Raw genomic sequence first — 20917 nt, 5'->3', positions numbered from 1 at the left:
TTTTTCCAAGGAGTCGCCATGCCATCCACCGCCGGTCAGTCATCCAGCGCCCCAGCCCTCGGAATTCTCCAGTTCGACGCAGGCAGCCTGGGCACGGGCGTCAACCTGTTCCGGGGCAACCTGGCCTTTCCGCTCAAGTTGCTCACGCTCCCGGCGCGGGGCGGACTGGCCTGCGATCTGACGCTCATGTACCAGAGCAGCGTGGCCGACCAGGTGGCGCAGTGGAACCTCACGCACCCCAGCGGCGGGCTCGGCGTGGGGTGGAACATGCCGATGGATCAGATCGTGGCGAACACCGGCAGCGCTCCGCTGCAGGATGCCGAGTACTACCTGATGAACCAGGGGCAGGCCCTGCGCCTCGTGCCCATTCCGACGCAGTGGAGCCGTGGCACGGTCAGCGCGCAAGTGCTCGCCGGCGCGCTGCCGGGGCGGGTGCCGCCGGGGCTGGTCACGGCACTGGAAACGCATGGCTGGCGCCCCTCCAGCGCGGCATTGATCCGGCCCACGGAGCGGCCGGGCGAATGGCGCCTGGACGATCCGCAGCAGCGCCGCTCCCACGCCCTGGTGCCGCAAGCGGACGGCACGCTGGGCATCGAGACGGCGGGCCAGTCCTATGAGACCGTGCCCTACCAGTTCTGGCAGGTCACGTTCTATCCCCAATGGAACAGCTGGGAAGTGGTGCGCCCCGACGGCTCGGTCGCGATCTACGGCGAGAGCGACCGCCAGCTCGACGGCATCGAAGACCGCCATCTCGTGCAGTGGGGCATCCACTGGGACAACTGGACCGGGCCGAGCACGCAGGCGCAAGGGCAGGCGCGCCATGCACAGGCCTGGAACCTGGCGGAGCTGCGCAACACGGCGGGGAACTGGATCGCCTTCGCGTACCGCACGTCGGAGCAGACCGTCGGCGCCGGCACGCTCACCTACACCCGCGAATGCCAGATGGCCCGGATGGAAAACGACCTGGGCTGGTCCTGCCGATTCAACTGGAGCCCGATGACGTACGACAACACGTCGCTGGATGCCCCCAAGGAATACCTCGCCCTTCACTCGGACCCACGGCAGCGCCCCGGCCAGGTGCCCAACGCCTGGCAGGACCGTTTCGAATCGGTCTACCTGGACAGCGTGGATGTGTTCAACGACGCAGGCGCCCCCCAGGTCCGCCTGAACTTCGAATGGCATGACCTCGTGAACCTCACGCCCCCGGATGCCAGCAATCCGCTGGGCACGGGGGCGTGCTTCAAGCGGTACCTCAAGGCGGTCACCGATGTCCTTCCCGGGGGCGCCAGCAGGCCCGGCATCTCCTTCGAGTACGACCTGCAGGGGCAGGGGCCGCTCCCAGGCGCCCTGACCGCCATCACCTTGCCGACCGGTGGCATCACCCGCTACGAATATTCGGAAATCGACGTCGGGGCCGATGCCGAACTGGACCCCGGCGCCCGCAACCTGACGATTGCGAACCCCTTCGGCAGCGACACGGCTGCCACGCCCCGGGTCTGGTACGGCTCGGACTACGTGGTGATGGCCTGGTATGACAGCGCGCAGAACGCCTTGCTGGCGAATGTTCTGACCTGGGTGGGCCGATGGATGCCCGCCTGGCAGACCTGGCAGCGTTTCGACGGCGCCCTGGATGTCGACCGCATCGGCGCGACCACCAGCGAGCACAGTTTCGTGCTGATGCTGCCCCGCCTGGACGACAGCGCCACCGCGGTCTATCTGGCCTCCCGCCGCCCCATCGCGGTGGCCGACTGGGCCTTCGCCTCCGAGGGCGGCCAACCCGAGCCCTATCCCCATGCCAGCGGCCAGCTGCAGGTCGTGGGCGGCAGCGACTTCTATGTGGTGGTGGACAAGGACAACCGCCAGTTCACCCGCTATGCGCTGAACTGGCAATCCCGGTCCTGGGACATCGCCACGGAAACGGCACCGCAGAGCGGGAACAACGCCCGTCTGTTCGCCTGCGCCGCGGGCCAGCACTATCTGACCTTCTGCTACGACCCGGACACTGAGCAGGGACTCTTCAACCTTCGCTTTCGGGACCCCTTGCTGGCCTGGCACGAGGGTGCGTCGCTGGCGACGACGCAGGTGGTGATTCCAGCCTTCGGGACCACGTCGTATTTTCAGATGACCACCGAAGGCGGCATGGCGGCGGCCGCGTGGATCACGGAGTTCACCGCGAAAGGCAGCGCCATCCAGGCGTTCGACTATCGCCTGGCCGTGCTGCGCTGGGACGCGGATTACGGCGATCTCGCCTTCCAGGCGCTGCCGGACGTCTTCGACGGCCCCGGCTTCACCAACCTCTCCACGGCCTTCCTGCAGACCCTGGGGCCTTCCCTCGTCGGCGGCAGCCTCGTGGGCTCCGGACCGAACGTGCTGCGGTTCGATGGCGTCGACTGGTCCTACCACTTCGCCGGGATCCAGTACGCACCCGGCGCCGACCCCAGCACCCAGTTCTACTGGTATGCCTGGAACGGGCAAGCGGTGCTGAAAACGGAGAACACGACTTCGGCGCTGTACTCCGCCCTGGACAGTTTCGACCCCAGCGATCCGGCCGCGGGCTGGACCACGCAGGTGCTGCAGGACGAAGATCCCCCGCCGCCATCGCGCGAGACGCTCGGCTTTCCCACCCTCGCGGGCACCTATGCCTCGCAGGGGGGAACGCTGTATTCGCAGTCCGTCTGGCCCGGCTGGGCTCCGGTGCAGTCGCACCGGCTCGGTGAAATCACCGCGGCCTCCTTCGACAGCACGACGGTCATCGACCAGGCGCCGGACTTCCTGGCTTACATGACGCTGGACGCCGACGGCGCTCCCCAGGACACGCAGGTGCTGTTCTTCCGCAATGGCGGGCTCCTGAAAGATGCGCAAGGCGAGCCGGTGCGCGAGACATTCGCCGGGCAGCAGATGTTCCGCATGCTGAACCACACCCTGCGCTACGAGACCGCCGTTTCCGGGAAACTGCCGGCCATTCCATCGGGCTTCGTGACCTTCCCGACCGGCAGCGACATCGATGCGTCCGTCGAGATGACGCTGCACCGCTATGCCAACCATTCCGTGAAAGCGCCGCTGAGGGCCTTCGTTGTCACCGCGCTCACGCAGGACAGCGGCTACGGTGTCTTGAAAAAAGCCTACGCCTACACCGATGTCTCTGCGGCCACCGACAGTTCCGGCAGTGTGGTGCAGTTCGCCACGGTCACCGAATACGCGGCCACCACCGATCCCGCGCTCCAGCAGTACGGCGGGACGACCAGCCACTTCTACAACGGCTTGCCAGCGCGCAGCTTCCAGGCCGCTGCCGAGCGGCAGGTGCGGGCCGGGGCGCTGGCGGACACCCGATTCGCGGTGGAAGACGCCTACTCGCTCGTGGCGGGCATGCTCATCTCCAAGCAGGTGTTCGGCGCTGACGGCAGCGCTTTGTCGTCGCAGATCAGCGAATGGACCTACGTCGACCAGGTCGCAACGGCGCCCGCCGGCGGCACGCTGCGCAACCTGTATGGTGGCGTTCCGCAGGTGACCTCGTCCACGGAGGTGCTGCAGGGCGTCTCACGCACGATGGCGTTCACCTATTCCCTGGCCGGCGGCAGTCCCGATACCGTACAGACCGGGTACTACGGCAGCACCGGGCAATGGCGGGCCACCATGCGCTCGTCCGTTTTCGGGTTCGAGGTCTATCCGGCGCTTTGGAGCGCGAACATCCTGGCTCCCGTGGCGCAGGCCCTGATGCACAACCAGGACGACGACGGCGCCTGGCAGTTTCAGGCGGGCAAGGTGCAGACCTTCCGGACCTGGCAGCATGCCGATGGAACGCCCTACTGGGCGGAAGCGGACACCTGGGTGGCGAACGAGGCCGATGCGGTGCCCTTCACCGCCTGGGACGGCACGGACCCGGGCCACGGCTGGCTCCTGCAGGAACGCATCTCCGAGCGGGACGGACTGGGGCAGGTGCTGCTGTCCCATGACCTCGCGGGCCGCCCCATGGCCTCCCTGTTCGACGACCGGGCGAGGTTCCGCATCGCCGGGTTCGTCAACTCCGCCTCGGGCAATGCCTACGACAGTTTCGAGGACTACCAGGCCCCCACCTGGAGCCTTCCCGAGGGCAGCGTCGTCCAGGCCGGCGATGCCGCCACCGGCCAATCCTGCCTGCAGGTCAGTGCGTCGGGCACGCTGACGCGCAGCGTGTCCATCGCGCAGGGCCAGGCGCCGCAGGTGTTCTCGCTCTGGATGAAAACGCCCCAGGGCGCCGCCGGCACGGATTTCTCGGCCACCCTGCGCCTTACCTCGTCCCAAGGCCAAAGCCTGGAGCGCCCCTTGGAGCCGACCGCCGGGCAATGGCAGCCCGTGCAGTGGACCATCGACATGTCGGGACTGGGGCTTGCGGGCCCGGCGACCGTGACCCTGGCGATCGCGGTGCAGATCGATGGACCATCCGTCCCCTGGATCCGCCTGGACGACATCGCCTTCGCCCCCCTGGACTGCCAGTTCCAGGCCGTGGTGTACGACAGCGCGAGCCTTCGGACGGTCGGAGCGCTGACCCCCAACGGCAACATCTCCCGCACGGTCTACAACCCGGTGTCGGAACCCGCCGCGACCATCGGCCCGTGGAACAACCCGAGCCTGATCTGCATGGCCTACTTCTGCCGGCAGGACCACGTGGTGGACAGCACCCATCCCTTCCCCACGGACCGTCCCAATGCGGCCATCAACATCCAGGGCAACGGCGACGGCTTCTACGACCCCTTCGCCGACGATGCCCTGCAAAGCTACACGGCGGTCTCCGGCTCCGAATCCGAATGGACCTGCGGCCAGGGACGGCTCATCTACCAGGGGCAGTCGCAACAGCCGCTCGGCGCGCGCCTGGCGCGCACGGGATTCACGGCCGAGAGCCTGGCCGCGCGGATCCTGGTGGACCCGGCCAGCCTGGGCGAGGTCCTCTTGGGCACGGGCGAATGGTTCGTGGCGCGCACCGGGGGTGACGAACCCGAATGGCAGCTTCGGAACGCGGCCGGCGCGGTGTCCGCACAGGCCGCCGCCGATGGCCGTGCGCGCGAGTGGCTGCTGGTGGCCACGCCCGGCAGGCTGCTGTTTTTCGCGGACGGCCTCAAGGTCTTCGAATACGCCGGCCAGGACGTCACGGCCCCCTTCGGCATCCAGGTGGGCATGAGCGCACCCGGCACCTTCAGCGGCTTCGTGGTGGCGCAGGACATCGCGCTGGGTGTGAGCTATGCCGACGGCCTGTCCCGCAGCTTGCAGACCCTCTCCCTGGAGTCCGGTGACAGCGCCATCCTGGAGATGGGGCTGTATGACGATCGCGGCAACATCGCGGTCAAGGCGCTCGACAGCCGCATCACCGTGCAGGGAAATGCAGCGCTCTTCGAATACCAGGCGGGCATGGCCACCAACGCCGGAGAAGGCGGCAGCCTCTGGAGCGGAGCGCCCCTGGAAGGCCTGCTGTCCAGCCAATACCACCCGCAGGCCGGTGGCTATCCGTTTTCACGCACGGCCTTCGAGGCGGCCCCGCTCGCGCGGCCCGTGGCGATGGGGCAGCCCGGCTTCGACTATGCGATCCGGCCGGGCAGCACGCACTACGCCACCCGGGCCTATTCCACCAATCAGACACCCGGCGAATTCGCCTACCCGCTGCCGCTCGGGGAATACCACCTGGTCATCGACACCGACCCCAACGGCGCGGTGACGCAGGCCTGGAAGGACACCGCGGAAAACCTCGTTGGCCGGGTGGTGCAGACCTCCGCCCAGGACACATCGCTGAACTGGCGCATGAGCCAGGTACAGGACGCATCCGGCCGCACCATCGCCTCCGTGCCGCCCAATTCCTATGCGGCCGCTGGAGCGTCACAGAACGGGATTCCGGCGGGCAGTGCGACCGCCACCTACGACTTCGCGGGCCACCGCATCGGCACCACCGACCCCGACAGCGGCCACTGCGAGATGGTGTACAGCACTTCAGGCCTGGCACGCTTTCTCTCCAACGGCAGCGGCTTGCCCGACGGCCACATCATCTACCGCAAGTACGACTCGCTGAGCCGGATCGTGGAGGAAGGCACGGTGCAGCAGGCGTGGGACAGGGAACTGCTGCAGCAAAAGGCCGACGACGCCTCCTGGCCCCCCTCGCCGACAACATGGGGCATTCGCCGCTACTTCGACGGCGACGGCAGCGAGGCGACGCAGGCCGACAGCCTCGTAGGCCGGCTCTGGAAGGTGGAGATGCAGCAAGGCGCACAAGGCGGCGCGCAACTGGTGGAGACATTCGCCTACGACCGGGCCGGGAGGATCGAGCGGCGCGCCCGGACGATTCCCGGCTCGCCGCAGGGCTCCTGCACCGTCACCAACACCTGGTCGCGGGGCGGCAACCTGCTGTCGAGCACCGATTCGTCCACCCGGTTGACCAGCCTGCTGGCCTACGACCCGCTCGCACGCGTGACCTCGGTGTCGGCCCGAGTGAACGGCCTGGACACGGTCCTCGTCGCGCACACCTACTCCCCGCAGGGCAAGCCCGAAACGACGACGCTGCTGCCCACCCCTTCGGGCGCCCTGCTGGAGCGCACCTTCACCTACGAAGCGCCGGGCTGGCCGCGAACCCTCGACGCGGGCCCGCTGTGGAACGAAACGCTGAACTACACCAGCGGTGCGTGCGACGGCCAGGGCTACTACAACGGGGAAATCGCCCGGCAGGGAATCGACTCCAGCATCGCCGACCTGCCCGAGCCTCCCCTGTGCACGCACATGGACGCGCTGGGCAGGCTGACCGGCTGCGGCACCGGCATGAACACCCAGAGCTGGCAGATGGATCTGAACGGCAACTTCACCCGCCACGACCGGGCGGGCAGCAGCGCGACCTATGCCTATCAGGATGGGACCAACCGGCTCTCCAGCTATGCAGCGGCAGACGGCACGCTCACCATGGAATACGACCGTGCAGGGGCCATTTCCCAGGCCCGCGGTCCCGGCGGCGCGCCCGCATGGGAAACCGGCTATGACGCCTGCACCGGCCGCCCGGTGTCCTACCGGGGCGGCGACGGAACGTCCCTGGACATCCTGCGTGACGCCGACGGCCACCGCGCACAGCTCACGCGCACGGCCGGCACCGGAGAGCGGCAGCAACGCTGGCAGATGCCCTCGCCCGGCGGCGAGGTGCTCGTGCAGGATTCGGGCACGTCGACCTCCATCGCCCGCTTCATCTCCGCCATCGACGTGCAGGTGGCGTGGATCGATGGAAAGTTCTATTTCGGACTGCTGGACCATCTGGGAAGCGTGCGTGTCGTGCTGGATGCCGACAACGTGGTGGTCGGGGCGTGGCGCTACGACATCTACGGCGCGCCGACGGCGGTGGTGCCCTGCCAGGTGCCATGGCCGCGGCTGTTCACCGGCCACAACTACGACGAAGACTCGGGCCTGTACGACTGCAATGCCCGCTTCTACAGCCCCCTGCTGGGTCGCTATCTCAGCGTGGACCCGCTGCTGGAAAGCCCCTCGCCCTACGTGTACGTGGGCAACAATCCCTTGTGCTTCACGGACCCCCAGGGCATGAACGTGTGGGGGATCATCGCGGGGGCCGTGGCGACCCTGGCGATCGGCGTGGCGGGCGTGCTGCTGCTGGGGACCGGCGTGGGCGCTGCGATTCTCGTCGGCGTCGTGGCAGGCGTGGTGGGGTCGATGGCGGGCGATCTGGTGAGCATGGCCACGGGAGACCCCATCTCCTGGAAGCAGTTCGGCATCGATGCGCTGGCGGGCGCGGCATCCGGGGCGGCCGGCGCGCTAGCAGGCGGCGCGCTGGGCTCGCTGACCGCGCGCGCCGCGCTGGCCGTTGGCGCCGGCAAGGCGGCCACCACGATATCGATCTCGGTGGTGTCCGGCATTTCCGGTGGCGTGGCGGGGGCCGCGGCGGGCTCCGGTGTTTCCGCCTACATGTCCGGGCAGCCCTTCTTCAGCCGCGCCACGTTGCTGAACATCGCCATTGGCGGCATCGCGGGCGGCGGGGCGGGACTCATGGCGGCAGGTGCGCACCTGACCTTTTTCACCGGCGGCAAATCGCTGGGGGTCAACCCGACACCGCTCACGGAGCACACGCAGATCCCGTCCTTCCCGGACCCGGCGGCCAATCCCAATTTTCCGAGAAACGCCGGGGACGGGATGCTGAGGGGAAAAGTACGGATCCTGATGCCCAACGACCCTGTCACCCAGTCCATGGAAAATACCTGGACCCACCTGGATCCTGTGCAGCGCGCCACGTTCGAGCAGAACCTCACCACCATCAACGGCACCAGCGTGGACGTGGTGGCGACCCACGGCATTGCCGGCAGCGCGATGGTGGAGTGGACCGCACCCAACGGCACACCCATCAACCGCCCTGTGTCCGCCCAGACGCTGGCAGCCTTCCTCAGGCAGGAAGGCTATGGTGCCACCGGAACGAACCAGCCCATCAAGCTCGTTACCTGCTTCGCCGGCATGCCGGGGCGGTTCAGCCTGGCGCAATCGCTCGCCAACGAGATGGGGGTCAGCGTGTACGCCCACTGGTGGGTGGTCAACCCGAACCCCGATGTGGCGACCCCCTGGATCCGTTTCGATCCGCGTTGACGCGCGATGCGGTGGATGGGCCGAGGCGGATGGAAACACCCGCGGGCAGGCGGTCCAGCCCCGCCACTCGCGCCGGCCTCGCAGCGGCGCATGGCAACGGGTGTCCGAGGCTCTGGCGGGAAGCGGCCCGGTCGGTCGTTTCCATGGCTCGCTCCCTTAGGCGCCCCGCCCTCGGGCGGGCGGTGGGGGGAGCATGGTGGGCGGCAGGCCCAACCGGGGCATGCCACCATGCGAAGCCGTGCGCGCACCGGCGCACGGCCACCGCGACTCTGGCGTCTCTTACCTCTTACAGGCCGGCCGGCCCCGCCGCCGCCAGCCGCACCTGCTCGAAGCGCTCGGCCTGCTCCTTGCGCAGGGCCTTGCGCAGCAGCGCGGCCTCCCAGCGGCGGCGCTCGTCGGCGGTGGAGGGCGACAGGGGCGGCACGGCGACGGGCTTGCGGTCCTCGTCCACGGCCACCATGGTGAAAAAGCAGCTGTTCACGTGGCGCACCACCTGGGTGCGGATGTTTTCGGCCACCACCTTGATGCCCACTTCCATCGACGAGTTGCCGGTGTAGTTCACGCAGGCCAGGAAGGTGACGAGCTCGCCCACGTGGATCGGCTGCAGGAAGGTGACCTGGTCCACGCTGAGCGTGACGGCGTAGCAGCCCGAGTAGCGCGTGGCGCAGGCGTAGGCCACCTGGTCCAGCAGCCGCAGCACCGCGCCGCCGTGCACGTTGCCCGAGAAGTTGGCCATGTCGGGGGACATCAGCACGGTCATGCTGAGCTGGTTGGCCGGAAGGTTGATCGTCATGGCGCGCGATTTTAGAAGCGCAAGGGCCCGCGGCACGGGCCTTGCGTGGCGCGGATCGGGCCGGTGATGCGGCTTCGCTACACTCGCGCCCGGCGTTCCCGCCCGGAGAAAAAATGCTCGACAAACTCAACGAACTCACCGCCAGCCATGGCGAACTGCGCACCGGCCGCGGCCTGGTCTCGGGCGTCATCGCCCTGTCGCTGGCCATCCTGTGCATGCTGGGGGTGCTGGCCTTCCACTTCCCGCAGTACCTCACCACGCCGGAGCTGCGCAAGAGCTACAACGTGGACGTGATCCGCATGATCATGCTGGCCGCGCTGGTGGCGGCGGGCGGCATCTCCCTCGTCAACATGCTGTTCAACCGCTCGCGCTGGCTGTCGGCGGCGGCCTTCCTGCTGGTGGTGTCCACCGCGCTGCTGGGCGGGCACAAGGTGCCGGTGAACGACTTCGCGGACAACACGCCCTACATCGGCCTGGACTGGTTCATCCTCGACCTGCTGGGCAGCGCGCTGATCTTCATCTTCATCGAAAAGCTGTTCGCCCTGCGGCGCGATCAGCCGGTGTTCCGCGCCGAGTGGCAGACCGATTTCCACCACTTCATCGTGAACCACATGGTGGTGGGCTTCGTGCTGCTGGCCACCAACCTGCTGGTGCACAAGTTCTTCGGCTGGGCCGCGAGCGACGGCGTCCGCGGCTGGGTGCAGGGGCTGAACTTCTGGGTGGCGCTGTTCCTCATCATCCTGGTGGCCGACCTGGTGCAGTACTGGACGCACCGGGCCTACCACGAGGTGCCGGTGCTGTGGCGCCTGCACGCGGTGCACCACAGCGTGAAAAGCATGGACTGGATGGCCGGCTCGCGCCAGCACATCCTGGAACTGCTGATCACGCGCACGCTGGTGCTGGCACCGATCTACGTGCTGGGCTTTTCCAAGGAGGTGATCGACGCGTACATCGTGATCGTGGGCTTCCAGGCCGTGTTCAACCACGCCAACGTGAGCGTGCGACTGGGGCCGCTGCGCTACCTGATCGTCACGCCCAACTTCCACCACTGGCACCACAGCCAGGACCAGGAGGCGCTGGACAAGAACTACGCGGCGCACTTCGCCTTCATCGACTACGCCTTCGGCACGGCGGTCAAGAGCACCAGGCTCTGGCCCGAGCACTACGGCGTGCTGGGCGACTACGTGCCCAACGGGTTCATGAAGCAGCTCAAGTTCCCGTTCACGTGGAAGGGCTAGTGGCTTCCATGGATACGGCGGACATCGCGCGGCAGTTCGACGCCGTCGTCATCGGCGCCGGCGCGGCGGGCCTGTTCTGCGCCGCGCAGGCGGGGCAGCGCGGCCTCTCGGTGCTGCTGATCGACCACGCCGAGAAGGTGGCCGAGAAGATCCGCATCTCGGGCGGCGGTCGCTGCAACTTCACCAACCGCGACCTGGACCCGGCCGCGCCGCACAAGCACTTCGTGGGGCAAAACCCGCAGTTCTGCCGCTCGGCGCTGTCGCGCTACACGCCGGCCGACTTCATCGCGCTGATGGACCGGCACGGCATCGCCCACCACGAAAAGCACAAGGGCCAGCTCTTCGCCGACCGCTCGGCCGAGGACATCATCCAGATGCTGCTGGCCGAATGCGCCGCGGGCGGCGTGCAGCGCTGGCAGCCGTGCCGGGTGAAAAATTTGGTCTTTTCGGCCTCCAGCACAGATTCCACTAGGGCGTTCTGCTATCAAATTGATACCGATCGCGGTCCCGTGCTGGCCCGCAGCGTGGTCGTGGCGACCGGGGGGCTGTCGATCCCCAAGATCGGCGCCACCGACTTCGGCTACCGGATCGCGCAGCAGTTCGCCATCCCGCTGGTGGAGCGCCGCCCGGGGCTGGTGCCGCTGACGTTCGACGGCGATGCCTGGGCGCCCTACGCCCAGCTGGCCGGGCTGGCGTTGCCGGTGGAGATTTCCACGGGCGCCAGGAAGGCGCGCATGGCCTTCCACGAAGACCTGCTGTTCACCCACCGGGGGCTGTCGGGCCCGGCGGTGCTGCAGATCTCCAGCTACTGGCAGGAGGGCCTGCCCCTGTCCATCCACCTCGCGCCGGGCACCGACCTGCCCGCCCTGCTCACGCAGGCCAAGGCGCGGTCGAGAAAGCGCATCGCCAACGAACTGGCCGGCCTGGTGCCCAGCCGCCTGGCCGACACCTGGGTGCAGCAGGACGCGGACTGGCAGCGGCCCATCAACGAGGCCTCGGACAAGGCGCTGGCGCGGCTGGCCGAGCGGCTGTCGCGCTGGGAGCTGGTGCCTACGGGCACCGAGGGCTACAAGAAGGCCGAGGTGACGCTGGGCGGCGTGGACACGCGGGCGCTGTCGCAGCAGACCATGGAAGCCAAGGCCCAGCCGGGGCTGTACTTCATCGGCGAGGTGGTCGATGTGACCGGCTGGCTGGGGGGCTACAACTTCCAGTGGGCCTGGGCCAGCGCGCATGCCTGTGCGCAGGCGCTGCCGGGCGGCTGAGCCCCGCCGGCACGGGCACGGGCACCGGCGGCAGCCCGGGCCCCGGCACGAGGCCAGGGCCTGCGGTCATGCGCGCCCGATGGACGGCGTAATCTCGCTCGGTTCGCGCACGGGCGTCTGGTTGCGGTCCGCGCGGAACTGCGCCGAGCGTTCGTACGCCAGCTTGCGGGCGCGCATCACGTTGCCCAGGGGCTGGTGGTCCGCCAGACCGCGCCAGGGGCTGAAGAAGAGGCCGTCTTCCGACACGGCGGCCACGGCCTCGCTCCACGCGGTCTGCGGCTGCGCCACCAGCCGGGCCACGGTGATGTAGGGGCTCTGTTCCTGCGGCCACTCCACGGACGCGTCTTCGACCGGCATCGACTCCAGGTCGGTGCACAGCTGCACCCGCAGGTCCCACTGCGCGGGGTTCACCGCCATGAAGCGGACCACCTCCTCGCGCAGGCCATCGGGCCGGCCGTCGAGATCGACCTTCTGGTCCACCAGCGCCTTCAAGGCGTCCGATGCCGGCGCCAGCGACAGCTTGGCGATGTATTGGCCGTGCCGCAAGGCCGCGCCCGAGAAGAAGGTGGCGCCAAGCACGTGCGTCGGGGCATGCCCGCCCAGCGAGATCAGCTTGCCGCTCTTGCCGCCGAAGGCCTCGACGACCCTCTCGGCCACCTGCAGGGTGGCCGACAGCGCTTTCTTCGCCCCCTCCGCCACATCGGTCGTGGCCGCCAGGGGCTTGAGGTTGCTCAGGAATTTCCGGGCCGTGGGCGCGGCGAAGACCGGGCTGTCCGCAAAGACGAAGTTCTGGGTGGTGTCGGACTCCGACCCCGGGAGCCGCGCGCCCTCGACGCCGAGGACCTTCAAGCCCAGGCCCCGGGGCAAGGACACCTTGTCGTCCAGCACGTCGCCCGGATTGGTGGAGAACCGCAGGATGGCGTCGTACGTGCCGGGCCGGGCGAACAGCCCCTGGGCGAGCGGCTCGGGCAAGTCCGGCAGCACCGTCAATTGCGCCCGCAGCACGCCGTGCGCCTTGGCATGGACGCTGCGGCGCGCGTGGCCGCTGTGCTCGAACGTCGTCTCGCGGATCTTGGCGAGCGTCTGGTCCAGGTCGGCGAACACCTGCGGCTCGTCGGGATCGGCCTGCTCGACGGCAGGGTGGTAGCGAACGGGCGACTGGCTGGCGGGGTCTTGGCGCATGGCGGGTCCTTGGCAGTGAGAGGGTTGGGGCGGGCGCATCAGCCTGGGAACAGGCGGACGGGAATGGACTTGGCGGCGGGAACGTGGCTTTCCCTGGCGTGGTGGTCCAGGGGCATCAACGGATTGAGTTCGGGGTAGTAGCCCGCCACGGCACCGCGCGGCAGGTCGTAGGCCACGACGGTCAGTCCGGACACCTCGCGGCGCACGTCGTCCTGCCGCCACTGCGTGCGCGCCGTCACGCGGGCGCCGGCCTGCAAGCCGAGCCGTTCGATGTCGTGGGCATTCATCAACAGCACCTGGCGCGTGCCCTCGATCCGGCGAAAGCGGTCGTTCAGGCTGTAGATGGTGGTGTTGAACTGGTCGTCGCTGCGGATCGTGAAAAGGCGCAGCACCTCGCCGTCCACGGGCGTGGGCACCTGGTCCGGATCGGCCTGCAGGCCGCCGGGCGCGACGAAAGCGGCCCTGCCGCTGTCGGTCTCCCACACCCGATGGCGGGCCGCGATGGGCCGCGCGAAGCCGCCCGGGACGGCCAACCGGCGGTTGAAGTCGTGGAAGATCCTGGGGAAGGTCAGCGCGATGGCGTCCCGCACGCGGGCGTAGTCGTCGTTCCACCCGGCCCATGGAACGCAGGCGTTCGGCGCGAGGGTGGCCTGCGCGATGCCCGCCACGATCGACAGCTCGGAGCGCAGCGTCGCGGCCGCCGGCTCGGCCACGCCACGGGAGGGGTGCATGAAACCTGTCGAATCCTCGGTCGACACCGTTTGCTCGCCGCTGGCCTGCCGGTCGATTTCCACCCGGCCCAGGCACGGGAGCAGGTACGCCACCTCGCCATGCATCACGTGGCTGCGGTTGAGCTTGGTCGCGATCTGAACGGTCAGCCGCATCCGGCGCCACGCGGCCTCGATCAGCGCCGTCTCGGGCACCGCGCGCACGAAATTGCCGCCGAGGCCGAGGAACGCCCGCACCGACCCGTCCAGGATGCCCCGGCAGGCGGCGACGGTATCCAGGCCCTTCTTGCGCGGGGGCTCGAACTGGAACTGCGAGGCCAGCTGGTCCAGCGGGGCGAGTTCCGGCTTCTCGGTGATGCCCACCGTGCGCTGCCCCTGCACGTTGGAATGCCCGCGCACCGGGCACAGCCCGGCACCGGGCTTGCCCACGTTGCCGCGCAGCAGCAGCAGGTTGGCGAGCATCTGCACGTTCAGCACGCCCTCGCGGTGCTGCGTGAGCCCCATGCCGTAGATGCCGATGACGCGTTCGGCCGCAAGGTAGGTGCGTGCGGCCTCCTCCAGCGCCGAGCGGGACAGGCCGGAGTCGCTTTCGATGTCGGCCCACGGGGCGGCGCGCATCGCCTGCGCGAGTTCGTCGTAGCCCTGCGTGTGCTCGGCGACGAACCGGGCATCGATGGCGCGGGGGCCGCCCGATGCCAGCGCGGCGTCGTCCGCCTCGATCACGAACTTGCACAGGCCGGTCAGCGCGGCGATGTCGCCCCCGGGCCGGACCTGCAGGTACTGCGTGCTGATGGCGGTGCTGCCCGGCGTGAGCATGTCCACCGGCGACTGGGGGTTGTTGAACGCCACCAGGCCGCTCTCGCGCAGCGGATTGAAGGTCACGATGGGCACGCCCCGGCGCCGCGCATCCTGCAGGGGATGCAGCATGCGCGGGCTGGACACGCCGACGTTCTGGCCGAAGAAGAAGATGGCGTCGCACCGGTCGAAGTCGTCCAGGTCCACCGTGCCCACCGGCGACCCGATGGACTGCTTGAGGCCGACCGATGTGCTCTCGTGGCACATGTTCGAGCTGTCGGGCAGGTTGTTGGTCCCATACAGCCGGGCGAAGAGTTGCCACAGGTACGACGTCTCCAGCGACGCCCGGCCCGACGCGTAGAACACCACCGCATCGGGCTGCAGCGCTTTCAGCTCCCGGCCGATGCCGTCGAAGGCCTCCTGCCAGGAGACCTCGACATACCGGTCCCGGCCGGCGTCGTAGCGCAGAGGAACCGTCAGCCGCCCACCCGCCTCCAGCGCGTGGTCGGTCCAGCCGGCGAGTTCCGCCAAGGGGTGGGCCTCGAAGAAGGCGGCGTCCAGGCGCCGGTCCGTCAGCTCCCACGACGTCGCCTTCGCGCCGTTCTCGCAGAACTCGGCGGGATGCGGATGCAACGGCTTGGCCCAGGCGCAGCTGGAGCAGGTGAAACCGTCGTGCTTGTTCTGCAGGGCCAGCGCCTTGATCACCGTGACGCCCGGGCGATCGCGCAGCAAGGTGCCGGCGACCGCTCTGACGGAGCCCCAGCCGCCGGACGGCGGAGGATCCTGCCCTGCATCGGGGGAGGCGCTGCTGGCTGGCGTGGCCAGGTCTTGGGCGGGGGGCGACGGCTTATCGGACATGGACCGCTTTCAACGCGGGCCTGCGGCGGTGCGGGGCAGCGGCCCGCTCCAGGAAGCCAGAGCGGACGCGCAGTGGATGGCGGTGTCGGAATCGATCGATCGAAGGGGGTGGCATGCGGGGCTCGGCGGGCAATGGGGCGTGGCCCCCGATTACGCGGCTGGGGGCCGTGCAGGCCCTGTCGGATGGAGCGCCTAATGGCCATGCGCGTTGGCCGACAGCGGGCCGATGGGTGCTTCGCCGACGCGGCGGGGCGGCGGGCCGGGCGGCTGCCGCTGCAGGCCAGGGAGGGCCTTCGTCGTTTCAGGCGCCGGGCGATGGCGCTTGCACCACGCCGCTCCAGCGCGCGGTGCCCAGCCAGCCCTGCAGGGCGGCGGCCCCGGGTGGGGTGATGGCGAGCGCGCGCGAGCCTTCGCGGCGCACCAGCCAGCCCTGGTCCAGGCAGTGCGCGCACACCAGCGCGCCCAGGCGCCCGGCCAGGTGCGGGCGCCGCTCGCTCCAGTCCAGGCACGGGCGGCACAGCGGGCGCGGGCCCCGCTGCGGCGCGCCGGCGGACGGGCCCGCCAGGTCCAGCCCCAGGCGCCCGAGCACGGTGGCGGCCCGGTCGGTCACCTGCCCGCCCGCCTCGGTGTCGAACACGATCGCGCCCTCTTGCAGCAGGTGCTCGGCCACCGCCACGCCGAGGCGCCCGGCGATGTGGTCGTAGCAGGTGCGCGCCCTGCGCAGCGCCGCATCGCGCGGGCCCACCGCCACCGGACGCGCCGGCGGGGCCTGGCCCGCGGCCAGTTGCATCAGCCCCTCCAGCAGCCGCGCCACCTCGGCCGAGGCGAGGCGGTGGTAGCGGTGGCGGCCCTGGCTCTGCACGGACAGCAGGCGTGCCTGCACCAGCAGCGCGAGGTGCCGGCTGGCGGTGGCCGGGGTGATGTGCGCGGCATCGGCCAGCTCGCGCGCCGTGAGCGCCCGCCCGTCCATCAGCGCCAGCAGCATGCCGGTGCGCGCCGGCTCGCCCACGAGCGCGGCGATGTGCGCGATCTGGTTGGTGTTCATGCCGGCCAGTGTGCCGCAGGCGCCGGCCGCGATGCTTCGTTCCATGGCGAAGCATCGACCCCGCGGAACGCGGCCCAATGGCCACCATGCCGTGCGGATGCGGCGCCCCGCCGGCCCCGTGCCTTCGCCCCCAACCTTCTACCCAAGGAACCCTCCATGGCCCTCACCTGCTTCATTCGCTACCAGCTCGACCCCTTCCAGATCGCCGCGTTTCGCGAGTACGCCGCGCAATGGGGCCACATCATTCCGCGCTGCGGCGGCCACCTTCTGGGCTACTTCGTGCCCAGCGAGGGCACCAACGACGAGGCCTGGGGCCTGATCGCGTTCGGCAGCCTCGCGGCCTACGAGGCCTACCGCGCGCGTCTGCGGACCGACCCGCAAGGCCGCGCCAACTTCGAGCGGGCGCAGCGCCAGCGCTTCATCCTGCGCGAGCAGCGCACGTTCGCCGAGGTGGTGGAGGGCACGTTCCAGCGCCCTGCCCTGCCGCCGCACCCGCCGCTGTCGCTGCTGGCATTCCCAGGGGAGCCGCCCGCCGCCGGAGCCGCCGCATGATCGCCGTCATCTTCGAGGTCTTGCCCAGCGCCGCAGGCCGCCAGCCTTACCTGGACACCGCCGCTGCGCTGCGCTGCGAGCTGGAGCGCATGGACGGCTTCGTCTCCATCGAGCGGTTCGAGAGCCTCAGCCAGCCGGGCAAGCTGCTGTCGCTGTCGTTCTGGCGCGACGAGGCCGCCGTGGCGCGGTGGCGCCAGTGCGAGAGCCACCGCCAGGCGCAGGCCGCCGGCCGCGCGGGCGTGTTCGCCGACTACCGGCTGCGCGTAGCGGCCGTGCTGCGCGACTACGGGCTGAACGAGCGCGCGCAGGCGCCGGCCGATTCGCGCACGGTTCACGACGGCAGCAGCGCCAGCCGCGGGCGCTCGCCCGCGTAGCCCCGCACCCAGGCCTCCAGGGCCGGCACGGGCAGCGCCTGGCTGAAGTGGTAGCCCTGCAATTCGTCGCAGTCGAGCGAATCCAGCGCCTGCGCCGTGGCCAGATCCTCCACGCCTTCGGCCACCACCTTGAGGCCCAGGGTGTGGCCCAGCGCGATGACGGCGCGGGTGATGGCCATGTCCGCGCCATCGGTCAGCATGTCGCGGATGAACGACTTGTCCACCTTGAGCTTGTCGATGGCAAAGCGCTTGAGGTAGGCCAGGCTCGAATAGCCGGTGCCGAAATCGTCGATGGACAGCTGCACGCCCAGCCCCTTGAGCGCGGCCAGCTGCTGCTGCGTGGCCTCGGCATTCTCCATCAGCTGCGACTCGGTCAGCTCCAGCTCCAGCCACTTGGGGGGCATGCCGCAGCGCGCCAGCAGGGCGCGGATGTCGGGCACCAGGGCCGGGTCGGCCAGTTGCGCGGCGGAGAGGTTGACCGACACCGGCAGCCCCGCCAGCGCCACGGGCGGCCGCGCCCGCCGGGCGTCGTGGGCGATGGCCTGGCCCTCCTCCGCGCCTTGCGCTGCCGGGCCTGCGGCGTGACGCCCACCGCCGTGCGCGGCCTGCCAGCGCGTCCACTGCAGACAGGCCTGCTCCAGCACCCAGCCGCCGATCGCGCGGATCAGGCCGGCCTCTTCCGCGATGGGGATGAACTCGCCCGGGAGCACCTGGCCGAGCACTGGGTGGTTCCAGCGCACCAGCGCCTCCACGCCCGTGAGGCGGCCCGATCACGTGTCCACGCGCGGCTGGTAGTGCAGCTCCAGTTCGTGGCGCTCCAGCGCGCGGCGCAGCATCTGCTCCATGGCCTGGCGGGCCTGCACGCGCCGGTCGGTCTCCAGCGAATACAGGCGCGCCATGTCGCGGCCGGTGGTCTTGGCCTCGTACATGGCGGCGTCGGCGCGGCGCATCAGCTCGTCCAGCCCCGTGCCGTCGTCGGGGTACACGGCGATGCCCACGCTGCACGACACGTTCAGCTCGTGCCCCTGCACCGGATGGCTCTGGCGGATGAGCGGGATCAGCCGGCGCTCCACGGCCTGCAGCACGTCGTCCGGGCCTTCCACGTCGCGCATCACGATCACGAACTCGTCGCCGCCCAGGCGGCTCACGGTGTCGTGCGTTCGCACGGCCTGCAGCAGCCGCGCCGCCACCGAGCGCAGCAGTCCGTCGCCGATGTGGTGGCCCAGCGTGTCGTTGATGGACTTGAAGCGGTCCAGGTCGATGAACAGCACCGCCACACGCTCGCCCGTGATGGCGGCATGCGCGATGGCCGCCTGCAGCCGCTGCACGCACAGCGAACGGTTGGGCAGCTCGGTGAGCACGTCGTGGTGGGCCAGGAACTGGATGCGCTCCTCGTTGCGCTTGCGGTCGGTGATGTCGATGGCGATGCCGATGTGGTTGGCCACGGCGCCGCCCTTGCCGCCCTCGCGCACCGCCGACACCATCAGCCAGGCCGGGTAGGTCTCGCCCGAGCGGCGGCGGAACCGCACCTCGCCCTGCCAGGACTCCTTGTCCAGCAGCGTGCGGGCGATGCGCGCGCCCAGCGGCGGCTCGCCCGGGTCCTCCAGCAGGAAGCCCAGGTTCTCGCCGATCACCTCGTAGAAGTCGTAGTGCGTGCTGCGGCAGAACGCCTTGTTCACGCTCAGTATCTTCTGGTCCGCCGCCATGATGATGATGCCCTCGGACGAGGCCTCGAACACCTTGGCCCACAGCTCCAGCCGCTGCTCCATCACCTTGAGCACGTTGATGGGCGTGAAGGCGGTCAGCATGGCATCGCGCCCCTGGAAGTGCAGGCGCCGGGCCGACAGCACGGCCCACAGCGGCTCGGCGCTGCCCTTCCAGCGCACCTCGAACTCGTCCACCACGCCCTGGTCGGCCAGCCGCTGGAAAAAGCGTGCGCGCACGCCCGGCTCCATGCCCGTGCGCCAGGGGTCCAGCGTGGTGCCGTTCAGCCACAGGCCGGCCGGGGCGTTGGCGTGCAGCACCTCGTGCTCGGGCACCGAGGTGACCACCATCGGAATGGGCAGCGCCTCCACCAGCTCGCGCTGGGCCTCGGCGGCGCGCGCGCTGGCGGCCAGCTCCTGCTGCAGCACGCGCTCGCGGTCGAGCTGCGCCAGCATGCCGTTGAAGGCCGTCACCAGCCGGCCGATCTCGTCGCGGCTGATCCAGTGCGCGCGCAGGGTGTGGTCGCCGCTGCGACGCACCTCGTCGGCCACACGGGCCAGCTGCTGCAGGGGCTTGGCGATCTGCCGCGCCACCAGCGTGACCAGGCTCAGGATGCAGCCCAGCAGCAGCACGGCCGTGCCCAGGTGCAGCCACATGCGCGCGAAGAGGTCGTCCACCCGGGTGTAGAGCAGGCGGTCGAGCTGCGCCGTGCCCTGCACCCACGCCGTCTGCAGCGCGCCCAGCAGCGCGCGCTGGCGCGCGGGCAGCTCGGCCGCGGCGGTGCGCCCCTCGCCCTGGGCGATGCCCTGCAGCAGCGCCTGCAGATCGTTGCCGGCCTGGCGCAAGGCCGCGCGCTGCGCGTCCAGCGCCGCCCGCAGCGCGGGCGAGCCGGCGATGAAGGCCTGGTCGTAGTCGGCATCGATGCCCAGCATCACCGCATCGAGCCGGCCCGCCAGCGTGAGCAGTTCGGCCGCGCGGTGGTCGCCCTGGCGGGCACCGGGCGCATTCAGGAAGGCCGCCGTGTCGTGCGTGACCTGCAGCAGCTCCGGAAAGCGCAGCAGGATCAACGACATCACGTAGTAGCTGTCCAGGTCGGGATCGAGGATCAGGTTGGACTGGTTGCCCACGGTGGTGAGCAGTTCGCGCCCCTGGCGCAGCAGCGGTCCGCGCACCGGCTCGCCCACCCCCCCCTCGCCCGCGGGGTCGCCGGCGGCCGACTGGCGCAACAGCGCCTCGAAGCGCGCAGCCGGCTCGCCGGTCTTGAGCGCGCCGTCGTGCGCGCTGCGCACCGCAGCCAGCCGGTCGATCAGCAGGATGCCCGCAATGCCGTCGCCCTCCATGAACGCCCCCATCAGCCCATCGCGCACCACCGAGGCGTAGGCGGTGCCCACGATCTCCTTGCGCGCGAAATCGATGGCCAGGAATTTCTCGTGGATCAGGATGCCCGAGACGTAGATCACGGCCGTCAGGTCCAGCAGGTAGATGAGCATGAGCTTGCGGCCCACACTGAGCCGGCCCAGCCAGCCCGATACGCGGTGCATGATTGCCATGGTGTCGTGCTTGGGGCCCCGCGCGGGGAAAGAAAGGCGCGGGGCGGTTGCGGGAACGAACGGGGGGATGAATCGAATCAGCGCCACCAGAGCCCCATGCAAATTCCAAGCCACACGCCCGATGGCCACGCGATCGGAACGCAGTCATCGACAGAGCGGATTACAGGGCTATAATCTTCGGCTTTGCTGGCAATACCCCGTCGGCCAATACTAGTTACAGACGGGGAACCCGCTGCACACGGCATTCAGG

The 20917-nt window shown here is 69.7% G+C and carries 9 protein-coding genes and 1 pseudogene; 5 read left to right on the top strand and 5 right to left on the bottom strand.

Features of this window, described 5'->3' with window-relative positions; all coding sequences use genetic code 11:
* The first annotated feature begins 18 nt into the window (after positions 1-18).
* Positions 19-8586, top strand: a complete 8568-nt coding sequence (locus R1Z03_RS23785) for an RHS repeat-associated core domain-containing protein (RefSeq protein ID WP_317355920.1) — start codon at positions 19-21, stop codon at positions 8584-8586.
* 286 nt (positions 8587-8872) lie between these two features.
* Here the strand turns inward: R1Z03_RS23785 and R1Z03_RS23780 are convergent, their stop codons facing one another.
* Entirely contained in the window at positions 8873-9373 is a 501-nt protein-coding gene (locus R1Z03_RS23780) for an acyl-CoA thioesterase (protein ID WP_284402939.1), read from the bottom strand.
* Positions 9374-9492: 119 nt separating this feature from the next.
* On the opposite strand from R1Z03_RS23780, the gene R1Z03_RS23775 reads away from it, so the two are divergent.
* On the top strand, positions 9493-10617 hold the full coding sequence (locus R1Z03_RS23775) for a sterol desaturase family protein (RefSeq protein WP_317355919.1): 1125 nt from the start codon (positions 9493-9495) through the stop codon (positions 10615-10617).
* An 8-nt stretch (positions 10618-10625) separates the two neighbouring features.
* Positions 10626-11879: an NAD(P)/FAD-dependent oxidoreductase gene (locus R1Z03_RS23770; protein WP_317360473.1), complete on the top strand. Its 1254-nt coding sequence runs from the start codon at positions 10626-10628 to the stop codon at positions 11877-11879.
* 66 nt (positions 11880-11945) lie between these two features.
* Here the strand turns inward: R1Z03_RS23770 and R1Z03_RS23765 are convergent, their stop codons facing one another.
* From R1Z03_RS23765 to R1Z03_RS23755, 3 genes are all read right to left on the bottom strand, one after another.
* A complete protein-coding gene (locus tag R1Z03_RS23765) occupies positions 11946-13061 on the bottom strand; it encodes a catalase family protein (RefSeq protein WP_317355918.1) in 1116 nt (371 codons plus the stop codon).
* A gap of 38 nt (positions 13062-13099) precedes the next feature.
* Complete coding sequence (locus tag R1Z03_RS23760; protein ID WP_317355917.1) at positions 13100-15442, bottom strand: FdhF/YdeP family oxidoreductase; 2343 nt, start codon at positions 15440-15442, stop codon at positions 13100-13102.
* A gap of 301 nt (positions 15443-15743) precedes the next feature.
* A complete protein-coding gene (locus R1Z03_RS23755; RefSeq protein ID WP_317360472.1) occupies positions 15744-16487 on the bottom strand; it encodes a helix-turn-helix transcriptional regulator in 744 nt (247 codons plus the stop codon).
* A 156-nt stretch (positions 16488-16643) separates the two neighbouring features.
* Between R1Z03_RS23755 and R1Z03_RS23750 the strand changes: the two genes are divergently transcribed.
* Positions 16644-17039, top strand: coding sequence for an NIPSNAP family protein (locus R1Z03_RS23750; RefSeq protein WP_317355916.1), 396 nt, complete (start codon positions 16644-16646; stop codon positions 17037-17039).
* Positions 17036-17413 carry an antibiotic biosynthesis monooxygenase gene (locus R1Z03_RS23745; protein ID WP_317355915.1) on the top strand — a complete coding sequence of 126 codons (378 nt, stop codon included), beginning with the start codon at positions 17036-17038 and terminating at the stop codon, positions 17411-17413. The genes R1Z03_RS23750 and R1Z03_RS23745 overlap by 4 nt, the downstream gene beginning before the upstream one ends.
* On the opposite strand, the pseudogene R1Z03_RS23735 reads toward R1Z03_RS23745, so the two are convergent.
* Positions 17371-20667, bottom strand: a pseudogene (locus R1Z03_RS23735) (EAL domain-containing protein). The gene R1Z03_RS23745 and the pseudogene R1Z03_RS23735 sit on opposite strands and share 43 nt — an antisense overlap.
* Positions 20668-20917: the final 250 nt, after the last annotated feature.

The sequence above is a fragment of the Acidovorax sp. BLS4 genome (assembly GCF_032929295.1).
Classification (GTDB): Bacteria; Pseudomonadota; Gammaproteobacteria; order Burkholderiales; family Burkholderiaceae_C; genus Paracidovorax.
Note: the sequence above shows the minus strand (reverse complement) of the source record. Positions and strands in the feature narration are given on the sequence as shown.